The organism is Mesorhizobium sp. M0998 (assembly GCF_040318885.1).
Lineage (GTDB): Bacteria > Pseudomonadota > Alphaproteobacteria > Rhizobiales > Rhizobiaceae > Mesorhizobium.
Genome location: NZ_JAMYND010000005.1, coordinates 197,158 through 210,719, shown reverse-complemented (window position 1 = coordinate 210,719; position 13,562 = coordinate 197,158). Strand labels below are relative to the sequence as shown.

Below are 13,562 nucleotides of genomic sequence, written 5' to 3'. Positions count from 1 at the left end.
TCGGAATTCACCGGCAGCCTGGCGAAAAAGAGGAGAGATCCGCCATGACGGACAAAATCACCGCGCTTGACCTGGCACCGGCGGAGCTGAGCGACGCGACCAAGGCCTATTTCACCAAGTGCCGGGAGAAGCTCGGCCTCGTTCCCAACGTGCTGCTCGCCTATGCGTTCGACGAGAAGAAGCTGCGCGCTTTCACCGACATGTACAATGATTTGATGCTGGGTGAATCCGGCCTGTCGAAACTCGAGCGCGAGATGATCGCGGTGGCCGTCTCATCGGTCAACCATTGCTACTATTGCCTGGCCGCGCATGGCGCGGCGGTGCGCCAGCTTTCCGGCGACCCAGCCTTCGGCGAGATGATGGTGATGAATTTTCGCGCCGCCAAGCTGTCGGACAGGCAACGCGCCATGCTCGAATTCGCGGTGAAGCTGACCGGGCAGCCGGCAAAGATCGTCGAAGCGGACCGGGCGGCGTTGCGGCAAGTCGGCTTTTCCGACCGCGACATCTGGGACGTCGCCTCGACCGCGGCGTTCTTCAACATGTCGAACCGGCTGGCATCGGCAATCGATATGCGGCCGAACGATGAATACCATGCGATGGCGCGATAGGGCACCGCCGTTGCGAGTCAACGGCATATTATATTAGCTACTTCGCATTCTCGTTGCTTGTTTGCCGGTTTGGTCCGATGATCGGCATGCGGCATGACCGCATGCCGGTTCGATGCCGCCGATCAGAGGAGGAGAACATGGCGAAATTTCTCTACGTCTATCACGGCTCGGGCAAGATGCCAACCGAGGAGGCCGAACGGAAGGCAGCGATGGATGCCTGGAACGGCTGGTACGGCAAGCTTGGCTCAGCGGTGGTCGACGGCGGCAATCCAGTCGGCATGTCGAAGACCCTGCTGCCTGGCGGCAAGGTCGAGAACAATGGCGGCAGCAATCCGACCGCCGGTTACACCATCATCGAAGCAAAGGACATCGACGATGCCGTCGGCAAGGCCAAGGATTGTCCTATCTTGACGGACCCGGGTTTCAGCGTCGAGATCGCACCGATAATCGAAATGGGTTGACGCCGGCTCAAGACCGCGCGGCGATCGCCGCCGCAGCGCCGGCCATGGTACCGGCGCTGATGCGGTTGGCGATTTTCATCGCCCGCTTGCTCCTCAAGAGCTTGCGCGCCTGCGATGCGGCGAGCACCCATGTCAAATCGATGGCGACCAGGACCACTGCCATGGTCGCCGTCAATTCGATCCAGCCCACCATGCTGACCGAACCGAGGTCGATGATGGTCGGCAGCAGCGCCAGATAGAACATCATGATCTTGGGGTTGCCGAGTGTCACCGCCATGCCGGCAAAGAACAGTCTGACGGGCGAATCTTCGCGCGGCAGCGCGCCTTCCTTGGCCTCGACCGGTGCCGTCCACATCTTCCAGGCAAGCCAGCCGAGATAGGCGACGCCGACCCACTTCACGACGACAAAGGCAAAGTGGAACGTCTGCGCCACCACGGCGAGGCCAAACACCGCCAGCGACAGCCAGATCGCTTCGCCGATCCACATCGCAAGCAGGAACGGGAACACGTCGCGAAACCCTTTTGCGATGACCCGCGCCACAAGAGCGGCGATCGATGGGCCGGGCGAGCCGGCGGCAACAAGCAGGGCGCCGGCAAAAATCAGAAGCGATGTGAAATGCATGACGCGGATCCCGTTTGAAATGTTTGGGTCGTTCAAGATAACCCAACTGGTCCGACGACAGTAGCGTCCACCGAAAGAAGGCTTGTCGGCCAGGCACCTCGCGGCTAGAAATGTCGTCCCGACATCATTTCGAGCTTCACTTTGCCTTCGTAACCGCCGGTCTCGTCAACTCCCCCAACACAGAGCAGGGCGTCGCAGTCGCGATGCCTGTTTTCACATCATGTGTTCCTCGGGTGGCGGTTCGAGACCGGTTTGGCACTGCTGAACCGCTGTCGCGCATAACCACCCGCGACACCTGATTTCCAACTGCCGCAGTCTCTCGCCACGCCGTGCCCGCATGGGTTCTCGATATCGCCGATCTGACGAACTTCCCGACGGGAAGGGCTTTTCGGCATGCCTTCGATACTGCGTATCCGCTGGACGATCACACCCAAGACCGCACCTCGACCTCACCTCAACTGCAATCGCTGCGGCGGCCTGAAAGCCTATCGCTGCAGCGGCAAATTCCGGGTCAATGCCAACGGCAAGCGCATTGACGCCTGGTTGATCTACCGCTGCATCGACTGCGACAATTCCTGGAATTTCGGCATTCTGGAGCGCTGCAGCCGCCGCGATATCGAACCGACAATATTGCAGGCGCTCGAAAGCAACGATCCGGTCCTGGCGCGGCGCCATGCCTTCGATGTTGCCGCATTGCGAAGCAGTATCGGGCGCGTCGAGGAGTTTCCCGAAGCCGTCGTTCATAAGCAGGCGCTCGGGGATAGACCGGAAAATACCAGCGCGCTCGAACTTCAGCTCTGGCTCGAAATGCCGACAGCGCTGCGGCTCGACCGGTTGCTCGCCAACGAACTCGGTGTCTCGCGATCGCGGCTTCAGGTTTGGGAAGAGAAACGATTGCTGGTGGTTGGTCCGGACGGAGCCAAAGCCTTGCGCAAGCCAGCGCGGGCGGGAACGGCGATCCAGATCCACCTGTCTGGCGAACCAGACCGGGACAAAATCATTTCGGCTGCAGGTGAATGAGGCAACGGCAGGAATCCGTACGGCCAGGGGTCAGTCGCCCTCTTTGGAGGCCGAGCCAATCAAACCCTTGGCCGCATCGAGATCGAGTCGGCGACTTGCACATGGATCAAGCCAAGCCTGCCCGTGTCGAGAAGATAATTCGCGAGAGCATAAATTCCATACGCGTCGAGCATCGACACGCAAACTTCGGCCTCGGGTCGATTGTCGTATATGACAGCCGTGACGAGTTTACCGCTCATTGCGCGGTATTGCCCTTTATGCTGCGCCGACCACTTTCGCCGACTTCTCAAAACGCTTGCGCTCGTTCGGATCGAGATAGAGCTTGCGCAGGCGGATGGTCTTCGGCGTCACTTCGACCAGCTCGTCGTCCTGGATCCAGGCCAGCGCGCGTTCCAGCGTCATGCGGATCGGCGGTGTCAGCTTCACCGCCTCGTCCTTGCCGGCGGCGCGGATGTTGGTCAGCTTCTTGCCCTTGAGCACGTTGACTTCGAGGTCGTTGTCCCTGGAATGGATACCGATGATCATGCCCTGATAGACCTTGACGCCGGGGTCGATGACCATCGGGCCGCGGTCTTCCAGGTTCCACATGGCGTACGCCACCGATTCACCCTGTTCGTTGGAGATCAGCACGCCGTTGGTACGGCCAGGCAGCTCACCCTTGTAAGGTTCATAGGCATGGAACAGCCGGTTCATCACAGCGGTGCCGCGCGTGTCGGTCAACAGTTCCGACTGGTAGCCGATCAACCCGCGCGTCGGCGCGTGGAAGACGATGCGCTGGCGATTGCCGCCCGAAGGGCGAAGCTCGACCATCTCGGCCTTGCGCTCCGACATCTTCTGCACGACGACGCCGGCATGCTCCTCGTCGACGTCGATGACGACTTCCTCGACCGGCTCCAGCAATTCGCCGCTATCGCCCTTCTGCATGACGACGCGCGGCCGCGACACGGCGATCTCAAAACCTTCGCGGCGCATCGTCTCGATCAGCACGGCCAGCTGCAATTCGCCGCGGCCGGAAACGAAGAACGAATCCTTGTCAGGTGATTCCTCGATCTTCAGCGCGACATTGCCTTCGGCCTCGCGCAGCAGGCGGTCGCGGATGACGCGGCTGGTCACCTTGTCGCCTTCGGTACCGGCCAGCGGCGAATCGTTGACGAGGAAAGACATCGTCACAGTCGGCGGATCGATCGGCTGCGCGTGCAGCGGCTCGGTCACCGACAGGTCGCAGAAGGTGTCGGCGACAGTGCCTTTCGACAGGCCGGCGATGGCGACGATGTCGCCCGCCTGCGCCTCGTCAATGGGCTGGCGCTCGAGCCCGCGGAAAGCAAGGATTTTCGAGATTCGGCCGGTTTCGACCTGGGTGCCGTCATGGTGCAGCACCTTGACCGCCTGGTTGGATTTCAGCGTGCCGGATTCGATACGGCCGGTGATGATGCGGCCGAGGAAAGGATTGGCTTCCAGGATGGTGCCGATCATGCGGAATGGGCCGGGATGAACGGTCGGCGCCGGCACGTGCTTGATGACGAGGTCGAACAGCGGCGCCAGAGCCTGGTCCTTCGGACCTTCGGGGTTTTCCGAGACCCAGCCGTCGCGGCCTGAACCGTAAAGGATAGGGAAGTCGAGCTGCTCGTCGGTAGCGTCAAGTGCTGCAAAAAGATCGAACACCTCGTTCACCACTTCGACGTGGCGGGCATCTGGCCGGTCGATCTTGTTGATGACGACGATCGGCTTCAGTCCAACCTTGAGTGCCTTGCCGACCACGAATTTGGTCTGCGGCATCGGCCCCTCGGCGGCGTCGACCAGCACGATGGCCGAATCCACCATCGACAGAATGCGCTCGACCTCGCCGCCGAAGTCGGCGTGGCCGGGCGTGTCGACGATGTTGATGCGGGTGTCCTTCCAGTCGACCGAGGTCGCCTTGGCCAGGATGGTGATGCCGCGTTCCTTTTCGAGGTCGTTCGAATCCATGGCGCGCTCGGCGACGCGCTGGTTGTCGCGGAACGAGCCGGACTGTTTCAGAAGCTGGTCGACGAGGGTGGTTTTTCCATGGTCGACGTGCGCGATGATCGCGATATTGCGGATTTTCATGTTTTGGTCTCGGGAGCGTTGCAGGCAGCAGGCCAAAAGGCGCTGCCTCTTTCGGTTGGGCGGCTCATACAGGGTTTTTCGCAATTGCGAAAGAGGAGGCGAGCCACCAAATAAAGTCACCAAATCTTAAATGTCTTGGTGTGAAGTGGAATTATTAACCAAGGCGGAACCTTTCATGGTCCGGACAGTTCGAATTTCATGATCGAGGTAGGCATCAAACTCCGGCCGATTTTGGCATGTACCGCGCTTGCCGTCCTCCTCGCGGCCGGCGCGGCGCAATCGGCGGCGTCGTTCAAGGAGACGCGGTCTGCTTTGCCGCCCGACAAGCCGTCGGCGGAGCAGCTTTTTGCCGATGCTCCCGATGGCGTCGATCCGGTGGTGACCGGGCCGGTCAGCGCCGCCTTCAAGCAGCGGCAGCAAAATGCCGGATGCGACAGCGCCGTCTGGCCCAACATTCCCGTCGTCTGCTATCCCGATTGATATACGTCCTACCCTCGGGCTGGCCCGAGGGTAGTGGCGCCGTCGCTCACGCCGACCGCACCGGATCGAGCGTGACCTTGTAGAGTTCGCTGTCGTCGCGATCCATCAGCCGCACCGTCAACTGCTCGGTGGCGCCATCGATCTCGACGAGCCCGAAGAACTGCAGGCCGGCCGAAGGCGGCAGGTTTTGACCCTGTTCGGCAGTTGGTGCCTTTATGAACCTCAGCTCCGGGCCGAATGTCATATCGAAACCATTAGGCCCGAACGTGCCGGAATGGATCGGACCCGAAACGAATTCCCAAAACGGATTGAAGTCCTGGAACTGCGCCTTGTCCGGATTGTAGTAATGCGCGGCTGTATAATGCACGTCTGCGGTGAGCCAGACAGTGTTGCTGATACCCGCATTCTTTATATAGCGAAGAAGGTCGGCAATTTCCAGCTCACGCCCTTTGGCCGGGCCATTGTCGCCATTGCTGACCGCCTCGGCCCCTACCTTCTTGGTGCCGTCGTTCCAGACGACGAGGCCGAGCGGCATGTCGGCGGCGATGATTTTCCAGGTTGCGTTGGAATTCGCCAGTTCACGCTTCAGCCACTTGATCTGCTGTTCACCGAGGATGCGCGATTGCGGCGTCATCGTCTCCTGCATATCCGGACCGTTGGGGCCGCGGTAGGAACGCATGTCGAGGAAGAACACGTCGAGCAGCGGACCATAGGCGATCTTGCGGTAGACGCGGCCGGGCTCCGACGGCTCGTAACGGATCGTCGTCATTTCGTGGAAGGCGCGCGCCGCACGTGCCGCCAGCACATGGACGGATTTTTCAGTGTAGCGATCGTCGGCGCTCAGGTCCTTCGAGTCCGACCAGTTGTTCAGCACCTCGTGGTCATCCCACTGATAGAAGGTCGGACAGATGGCGCTGAGCGCCAGCACATGCCTGTCCATCATGTTGTATTTCCACTGCGCCCGGTATTCGTCCAGCGTCTCGGCAACCTTGCGCTTCTCGTCGATCAGCACTTTGTTTTTCCACTTGCCGCCGTTGGGCAGGTCGACCTCGTCCTTCATCGCACCATCGGCATAGATCGTATCGCCCGAATGCAGGAAGAAGTCGGGCGTGTGCTTGGCAATGGTGGCGTAGGTCTTCATGCCGGTCTCGTCGATGCCCCAACCTTGGCCGGCGGTGTCGCCCGACCAGGCAAAGCGAATGTCGCGCTTCGAGGCAGGTGCCGTGCGGAAGCGGCCGACGACCGGCTCGGAAACGGCGTTGATGTCGGCAAGATCGGCCGCGACCATGCGGTAGAAGATGTCCTGGTCGGAGGCGAGATCGGTAAGCAGCCGCTTCACCGTATAATCGCTGGCCGGCGAGGTATCGAGCGGCGCGAGGCGGACGGCATTGGTGAAGCTTTCGGTCCGCGACACCTCGAACATGACGCGCGACGGCCGGTCGGTGCGTGTCCAGACCATGCCGCTGGTGGCGTCGACGTCGCCGGACTGGATGCCATGGGTGAAAGCCGGGCGCTGATTGGCGCGCGAGTAATGGGGGAGGGCGAGGCCCGAGGCGCCGACCAGGCCAACGGCGCTGGCCGACGTGACGAAAGCGCGCCGCGTCATCGAAATCTTGTTCATGGCTGTCTCCTGGATGGCGTTGAACGTCGCCGCCAAGCTCCAGCTTCAATGTTTCAGGCACATTTCGAAACGATGAAGGTTTGATAACAGTGAACAGGCTGGCGAATCTCCCCCCTCGAGGGGGAGATGTCGCCGAAGGCGACAGAGGGGGTCGTCTCGGATGGAGCGCCGGCCTCCTGCATCGGCGATTGCGCCCTACGCCGCCTGCGGTTCCGGATCAAACGCCGGGCGGCTGGTGTTGATCAACAGCGAGATGCAGGCGGCGGCTATTGCCGTCATACCGGCGATCAGGAAGGCAAGCTCGTAATTGCCTTGCAGCTCGCGCATGGTGCCGCCGAAGAAGGCCGCTGTCGCGGCGCCAACCTGATGGCCGGCGACGATCCAGCCGAAGACGATCGGCCCGCTGCGGTCGCCGAACGCCTCGTTGGAAAGCCTGAGCGTCGGCGGCACCGTGGCGATCCAGTCCAGTCCGTAAAACACCGCGAAGATGATCAGGCTGGTCGCCGAGAAGCCGGAATAGGGCAGATAGATCAGCGACAGGCCGCGAATGCCGTAATAGACGCCGAGCAGCTTGCGCGGGTCGAAACGGTCGGTGAGCCAGCCCGACAGCGTCGTGCCGATCAGGTCGAAGATGCCCATCATCGACAGCAGGCCTGCGGCCTGCACTTCGCCGATGCCCATATCGCCGCAAAAAGCGATCAGATGCGTGCCGACCAACCCGTTGGTGGTGAAGCCGCAAACGAAGAAGGTGGCGAACAGATACCAGAACACGCGCGTGCCGGCGGCGCGGCGCAGCGTGCTCAATGTATGCGAAAGGAAATTGCCTTGCGAGGCTGGCGGCACCGGCGGCACGTCGTCGGCATCGGCGCCATAGCGGACCATGCCGATCGACGCCGGGCGCTCCGGCACCAGCATATAGACCAGCGGCACCAGGCAGGCGGTGGCCACGGCAATGGCGATGGCGACCGGCTTCCAGCCGCCCGACTGGGCCAGCGAGGCGAGCAGCGGCAGGAAGACCAGCAGCCCGGTGGCACTGGACGCCGACATCAGTCCCATCACCAAGCCGCGATTGGTCTTGAACCAGCGGTTGACGATGGTCGCGCCGAGCACGGTGGCGACGGCGCCCGAGCTGACGCCGGAAAACACGCCCCAGGTGAGGAGCAGATGCCACGGTTTGGTCATCAACAGGCTGAGCGCGGTCGATCCCGACATCAAGAGCAGCGCGGCAAGCAAGGTGCGGCGCAGCCCGATCCGCTCCATCAGCGCCGCGGCAAACGGCCCGGTCAGGCCATAGAGGAAGATGCCGGTGGCCGCCGCCAGCGACACCACGTCGCGCCGCCAGCCGAAACTGTTCTCCAGCGGCAGCATCATGACTGCCGGCGCCGAACGCAGGCCCGCTGCGATCAGCAGGCAAAGGAAGATGACGGCGACCACGACGAAAGCGTAGCGCTGGCCAAACGGGCGGGATTGAGCTATCATGTTACTGACCGGTACGTTGCAGGAGCGCGAAACATACGTACCGACCGGTAACATTGTCAACCAGCTAATCGGCAGACCAGGCATGAAAAGCATTGAACCAACGATCAAGGCCAATGACGCACCGCCGCCTCGCGCCGCCGAACGGATTCTCCAGGTGGCGCGAGACCTGTTCTACCGGCAAGGCATCAGAGCGATCGGCGTCGACGAGATCGTGCGGCGTGCCGGCGTCACCAAGCCCAGCCTCTACCGCAGCTTTCCGTCCAAGGATGAGCTGGCCGCATCCTACCTCCGGCACTATGATCTCGAATTCTGGGAGCGTTTCGACGAGGCGGTGAATGCCCATCCCGGCGATCCGCGCGCGCAGATCGTCACCTTCCTGACGCGTGTCGGCAAGCGTACGCAAAGGCCCGACTATCGCGGCTGCGGCATGACCAATGCCGCGGTCGAATATCCCGAACATGGCCATCCGGCCCGCGTCGTGAGCGAGGCCAACAAGCAGGAACTGCGCCGCCGCCTGCGTGCCATGGCGGCAGAGATGGGCGCCGGCGACGCCAACACGCTGGGCGACGGGCTGCTGCTCCTGATCGAGGGCGCCTATATCAGCGGCCAGCTGTTCGGTGCCGGCGGGCCGGCGAAGTCGGTGGCCCGCAACGCCGATCTTCTGATAGAGGCAAGCTTGAAGAAATAGTGGTCCGTTTTACAAGACCACTGTGCGCAGCCTGACTTCCTCTAGGCTGCCGCTAAATTTGACGGTACGCTGCGCCCCCCGAACTGAGTTGTTCCGCCATGCGCGCTCTCTTGATCCCGCTTGCCCTCGCCGGTTTCTGCCAGGCGGCCCGGGCCGGCGACATATCCAGCGTCTATACCGATCTCGATTGGGAGAAGGACTGCGTCACCTATGCCCAAGCGGAAGAAGGCGACGGCGACTGGGCCGATCTCGCCTGTTCGGGCTACCGCGGCTACCCGGTGATGATTTCCTATGACGACGCGCGGGAATCGCTGTTCTACGGCTTTCCACCTGGCGACATGACCACGGTCTGGGAAAGCTTTTCCGGTCTCAATTCGGCTGGACCCAAGGTCGAGTGGCGGATCGAAACCAACGGCAAAACTGCCATTCCGTTCGCCGTCATCCATCGTCGCTCGATCAGCGATAGCGAGGGCGAGAACAAGTCGACGGAAGTGCTGATTGTGGCCAAGGTTGCCCAGCCTGACGCCCACGAAGGCTGCACGATCGGCCTTGTGCTCGCCACCGGCAATCCCGCCGCCAACGATCAGGCGCGCAAGCTTGCCGACGAGAAGGCACGCACCTTCGCCTGCGGCAAGGACAAGCGTGAGGTGCTGGGCGACGCGCCCGCTTTCGGCCGCGTCGACAACTGATTATTTGCGCCCGATAATTACTTGCGCCTGGCCCGCTCGATTGCCTCGACGATCATCTTCTTGGCATAGGCCGCATCGTACCAGCCTTCGATCTTGACCCATTTGCCGGGTTCGAGATCCTTGTAGTGCTCGAAAAAGTGCTGCACTTGCTGGCGGGTGATGTCGGGCAATTGCGTGTATTCGTGGACGTCCTCGTAGCGCAAGGTCAGCTTGGGCGAAGGCACAGCGATGACCTTCTCGTCCTGGCCGGCATTGTCCTCCATCACCAGCACGCCGATCGGCCGGACATTGATGACGCAGCCTGGCACCAGCGCGCGCGTGTTGCAGACCAATACGTCGATCGGGTCACCGTCGCCCGACAGCGTGTGTGGTACGAAACCGTAATTGCCGGGATAGCGCATCGAAGTGTGCAGGAAGCGGTCGACGAACAGCGTGCCGGCCTCCTTGTCCATCTCGTACTTGATCGGCTCGCCGCCGATCGGCACCTCGATTATGACGTTGACGTCCTCGGGCGGGTTCTTTCCGCTGGCAATCGCTTCGATACGCATCGCTTTATCCCTCTCTCGATTGGAGATCGATAGCGGGCGACGGCGAATGGTGCAATGCGGCGAATGGTACGGGGAGATCGTCCGAACCGAAAACCGGCCGGATCATGCGCTGGCCGTCATTCCCAGACGAAAGCGACCTTCTTCAGCGCCTTCTGCTCGAATATCTCGACGCCTTCGGCAACATCGCGGCCACCGGCGCCGGCATAGAAGGCAAGTGCGTTCTGATTGTCTTCCAGCGCCCAGACCACCATGCCTTTCAGGCCATGGTCGGCCAGCCGTGCCCGCGCGGCCGAGAACAGCCGGCTGCCGAGCCCGATGCCTTGATATTCCGGCCGCAGGTAAAGTTCGTAGATCTCGCCCTGCTGCCTGAGTTCGCGGGCGCGGTTCTTGCCGATCGTCGCATAGCCGGCAATTTTGCCGCCGATTTCGACGACCAGGACGGTGGCAGCGCGGCGAATGGCATTCGCCCACCAGTCGGCGCCGCGGCGGTTGATCATCGATGTCAGCGTGCGGTGCGGGATGATGCCCGAATAGGCGCCGCGCCAGGCCTCGAGATGCACGTCGGCAATGGCGGCTGCATCGCGCGGTTCGGCTTTCCTGATGTCGATGCTCAGCGTATTCATGATTGGTTAACCATAAACCCGCCGCGCCCGATTGCAAGAGTCCGGTCAACCGCCGCGATGCTTTCACACAGCCGGACGGTGCGTCCTTGAGACGCTGCGAAACCGCTTTTGGCGAGATCAAATCTCGACCAGATGGTCGTCCAGTTCGTTGCTGTCGCCGGTCGAGACCGGAAAATGCTCGGCCAGTACCCCACCGACTGCTTGGATCGCCTTGACGAACCCGTCGGCAAGCCGATCGTCGCCGGCATGCGCCGTAAGGTCGCGGACGACACCGTCCCAGACATGCTGGCCGACACGAGAATCGATGCCGCTGTCGGCGACCACCTCGGCGTAGCGCTCGGCAATCGAGACGAACACCAGCACGCCAGTGCGCGCCGTGGTGCGGTGGACGTTGCGGGCGAGGAACTGCTTCATCGCATTGGCGTGGGCGGCCTGGTAGCGCAGCCGCCTCGGCACCAAATGGATGCGCAATGCCGGCAATGCCCACAACAGGATGAGCACACTGGCAAGCGCCAGAAGCTCGGCGATGACGAAATGCGGCAAGCGGATCGACAGCCACCAGGCTTCCAGCCCGTAACCGACGGCGAGGCTGACGACGAGCATGCTGAGCATCGCCATGAAAGCGGCCGGGAAGAAATAGCTGTCGCTGGCATGCGCCACGACGCAGTAGATCTCGCCGTCGGTCTTTGATTCGGCAGCGCGGATCGCATCGGCGATGCGCTCATGATCCTCGGGGCTGATCGGTCGTGTTGCCATGATTGATGTCTCACCAGCTTCCTGAAGAACCGCCGCCGCCGGACGAGCCGCCGCCGCCTGAAAACCCGCCGCCCGAACTTCCGGACGACCAACCGCTGCCGGAACTTCCAGACGACCAGCCACTGCCTGACGAGGTCCCGGACGTCCAGCTACCGCCGCCGGAAGATGACGAAGCTGGCCCACGGCCGTAGCGGAACGTCATGCCCAGCCACTTGTACACGCCCGGCGACAGTTTCGTGCCGAAGATCGGCGGCAGGAACGCCATTGCCAAGCCGCCGAAGAACATCGTCGCCCACAGGACGATGAACAGCATGAAGATGGGATCGACAGGATTGTCATTCGCCGGATTGCGCTTGCCGCGCGCCTCCAGCTCTTCGGGATTGCCTTCCAGCACCATGATCATGTCGTCGACGGCCTTGCTGATGCCGCCTGAGAAATCGCCGGCACGGAAGGCCGGCACCATGTCGTTTTCGATGATCAGCTTGGTGTGCAGGTCGGTCAGCGTGCCTTCAAGCCCATAGCCGACCTCGATGCGCATCTTGCGGTCGTTCGGCGCCACCAGAAGCAGGACGCCGTTGTTCTCCTTCGCCTGGCCGAGTCTCCAGGCGCGAAACAGCCGGTTGGCGTAAGGCTCGATCTCCTCGCCGTCGAGGCTGGGAATGGTCGCGACGACGATCTGGTCGGACCCTTTGGTCTCGAACTCGGCAAGCTTCTGCGTCAGCGCCGTCTCGGTCGCGGCATCGATGATGCCGGCGTTGTCGACGACCCGTCCGGTCAGCGCCGGCAGTGCGGCGGCGAAGGCCGCGAAGCCGACCAGCAGCACCGCCATGGCCAACAGCGCGGTGCCGATCGTTTTGGTGAAACGGCCGGATTCCACCGGGCTGACGGCGTGTCTTGTCATCTCGTCACCAACTTCCCGAGGAGCCGCCGCCGCCGGACGAACCGCCGCCGCCGGAAAACCCGCCACCGCTTGAACCCGACGACCATCCCCCGCCGGAACCTCCCGACCAGCCGCCGGACGACCGCCGGTTTGGCTCGAAGGTCATGCCCAGCCAGCGATAGCGGCCGGGACCGATCTTCTGGCCGAAGATCGGCGGCAGGATGGAGGCTGCGAGGCCGCCGAAAAAGATGATTGCCCAGATGGCTATGAAGATCGTGAAGAACAGATCGTCGCTGTTGAACGGCGGCTGCTGGTTGCGTTCGCCGCGCGCCTCCAGCTCTTCGGGATTGCCTTCCAGCACCATGATCATGTCGTCGACGGCCTTGCTGATGCCGCCTGAGAAATCGCCGGCACGGAAGGCCGGCACCATGTCGTTTTCGATGATCAGCTTGGTGTGCAGGTCGGTCAGCGTGCCTTCAAGCCCATAGCCGACCTCGATGCGCATCTTGCGGTCGTTCGGCGCCACCAGCAAAAGCACGCCATTGTTCTCCTTCGCTTGGCCCAGTTTCCAGGCGCGGAACAGCCGGTTGGCGTAAGGCTCGATCTCCTCGCCGTCGAGGCTGGGGATGGTCGCGACGACGATCTGGTCGGACCCTTTGGTCTCGAACTCGGCAAGCTTCTGCGTCAGCGCCGCCTCGGTCGCGGCATCGATGATGCCGGCATTGTCAACGACCCGTCCGGTCAGCGCCGGCAGTGCGGCGGCAAGGGCGGTGAGCGGGAGGAGGAGAAGGCTTTGGAAGACGAGCAGGAAGGCCAGGCTGGCGTTCTGTCGCGCCCCCCTCTGTCCTGCCGGACATCTCCCCCTCAAGGGGGGAGATCGGCTGTCAGGGCTGTTTTCGCCAATCTCCAACGATGCAGGATGGGCGGTGAAGCCAAAGCTGCCAATCTCCCCCCTGGAGGGGGAGATGCCCGGTAGGGCAGAGGGGGGCGCTACGGAGTGCA

15 protein-coding genes are annotated in these 13,562 nt (G+C 62.4%); 6 read left to right on the top strand and 9 right to left on the bottom strand.

Annotation, left to right across the window (positions count from 1 at the left end; translation table 11 throughout):
• Positions 1-44: 44 nt before the first annotated feature.
• The gene (locus tag NKH59_RS07295) at positions 45-608 is read left to right on the top strand and encodes a peroxidase-related enzyme (RefSeq protein ID WP_352683681.1); all 564 of its coding nucleotides are present in this window, start codon (positions 45-47) and stop codon (positions 606-608) included.
• 137 nt (positions 609-745) lie between these two features.
• The gene (locus tag NKH59_RS07290; protein ID WP_023678126.1) at positions 746-1,069 is read left to right on the top strand and encodes a YciI family protein; all 324 of its coding nucleotides are present in this window, start codon (positions 746-748) and stop codon (positions 1,067-1,069) included.
• 7 nt (positions 1,070-1,076) lie between these two features.
• On the opposite strand, the gene NKH59_RS07285 is transcribed toward NKH59_RS07290, so the two are convergent.
• Positions 1,077-1,691, bottom strand: coding sequence for a LysE family translocator (locus NKH59_RS07285; RefSeq protein WP_352834068.1), 615 nt, complete (start codon positions 1,689-1,691; stop codon positions 1,077-1,079).
• A gap of 393 nt (positions 1,692-2,084) precedes the next feature.
• Between NKH59_RS07285 and NKH59_RS07280 the strand changes: the two genes are divergently transcribed.
• Complete coding sequence (locus tag NKH59_RS07280) at positions 2,085-2,711, top strand: DUF1062 domain-containing protein (protein WP_352540902.1); 627 nt, start codon at positions 2,085-2,087, stop codon at positions 2,709-2,711.
• Positions 2,712-2,966: 255 nt separating this feature from the next.
• Here NKH59_RS07280 and typA read toward each other — a convergent pair whose 3' ends face one another.
• Entirely contained in the window at positions 2,967-4,796 is a 1,830-nt protein-coding gene (gene typA / locus NKH59_RS07275; protein ID WP_352451241.1) for a translational GTPase TypA, read from the bottom strand.
• 198 nt (positions 4,797-4,994) lie between these two features.
• Here typA and NKH59_RS07270 point away from each other — a divergent pair, with 198 nt between their 5' ends.
• Positions 4,995-5,276 (top strand): hypothetical protein, encoded by a 282-nt coding sequence (locus NKH59_RS07270; protein ID WP_353013922.1) that lies wholly within the window; start codon positions 4,995-4,997, stop codon positions 5,274-5,276.
• Between the two features lie 46 nt (positions 5,277-5,322).
• On the opposite strand, the gene NKH59_RS07265 is transcribed toward NKH59_RS07270, so the two are convergent.
• Positions 5,323-6,897, bottom strand: a complete 1,575-nt coding sequence (locus NKH59_RS07265) for an alkaline phosphatase D family protein (protein ID WP_353013920.1) — start codon at positions 6,895-6,897, stop codon at positions 5,323-5,325.
• Between the two features lie 195 nt (positions 6,898-7,092).
• Positions 7,093-8,376: an MFS transporter gene (locus NKH59_RS07260; RefSeq protein WP_352474677.1), complete on the bottom strand. Its 1,284-nt coding sequence runs from the start codon at positions 8,374-8,376 to the stop codon at positions 7,093-7,095.
• An 82-nt stretch (positions 8,377-8,458) separates the two neighbouring features.
• Between NKH59_RS07260 and NKH59_RS07255 the strand changes: the two genes are divergently transcribed.
• Both NKH59_RS07255 and NKH59_RS07250 read left to right on the top strand, forming a co-directional pair.
• Complete coding sequence (locus NKH59_RS07255) at positions 8,459-9,064, top strand: TetR/AcrR family transcriptional regulator (protein WP_353021411.1); 606 nt, start codon at positions 8,459-8,461, stop codon at positions 9,062-9,064.
• A 98-nt stretch (positions 9,065-9,162) separates the two neighbouring features.
• A complete protein-coding gene (locus tag NKH59_RS07250; RefSeq protein ID WP_353021409.1) occupies positions 9,163-9,753 on the top strand; it encodes a hypothetical protein in 591 nt (196 codons plus the stop codon).
• A gap of 17 nt (positions 9,754-9,770) precedes the next feature.
• Here the strand turns inward: NKH59_RS07250 and ppa are convergent, their stop codons facing one another.
• The 5 genes from ppa to NKH59_RS07225 form a co-directional block, all read right to left on the bottom strand.
• The gene (gene ppa, locus NKH59_RS07245; protein WP_352451245.1) at positions 9,771-10,301 is read right to left on the bottom strand and encodes an inorganic diphosphatase; all 531 of its coding nucleotides are present in this window, start codon (positions 10,299-10,301) and stop codon (positions 9,771-9,773) included.
• A gap of 116 nt (positions 10,302-10,417) precedes the next feature.
• Positions 10,418-10,924, bottom strand: a complete 507-nt coding sequence (locus tag NKH59_RS07240; RefSeq protein WP_023678138.1) for a GNAT family N-acetyltransferase — start codon at positions 10,922-10,924, stop codon at positions 10,418-10,420.
• Positions 10,925-11,041: 117 nt separating this feature from the next.
• Positions 11,042-11,680 (bottom strand): TPM domain-containing protein, encoded by a 639-nt coding sequence (locus NKH59_RS07235; RefSeq protein ID WP_352613235.1) that lies wholly within the window; start codon positions 11,678-11,680, stop codon positions 11,042-11,044.
• Between the two features lie 10 nt (positions 11,681-11,690).
• On the bottom strand, positions 11,691-12,509 hold the full coding sequence (locus NKH59_RS07230; RefSeq protein ID WP_352683761.1) for a TPM domain-containing protein: 819 nt from the start codon (positions 12,507-12,509) through the stop codon (positions 11,691-11,693).
• 76 nt (positions 12,510-12,585) lie between these two features.
• The gene (locus tag NKH59_RS07225; RefSeq protein WP_352613230.1) at positions 12,586-13,428 is read right to left on the bottom strand and encodes a TPM domain-containing protein; all 843 of its coding nucleotides are present in this window, start codon (positions 13,426-13,428) and stop codon (positions 12,586-12,588) included.
• Positions 13,429-13,562: the final 134 nt, after the last annotated feature.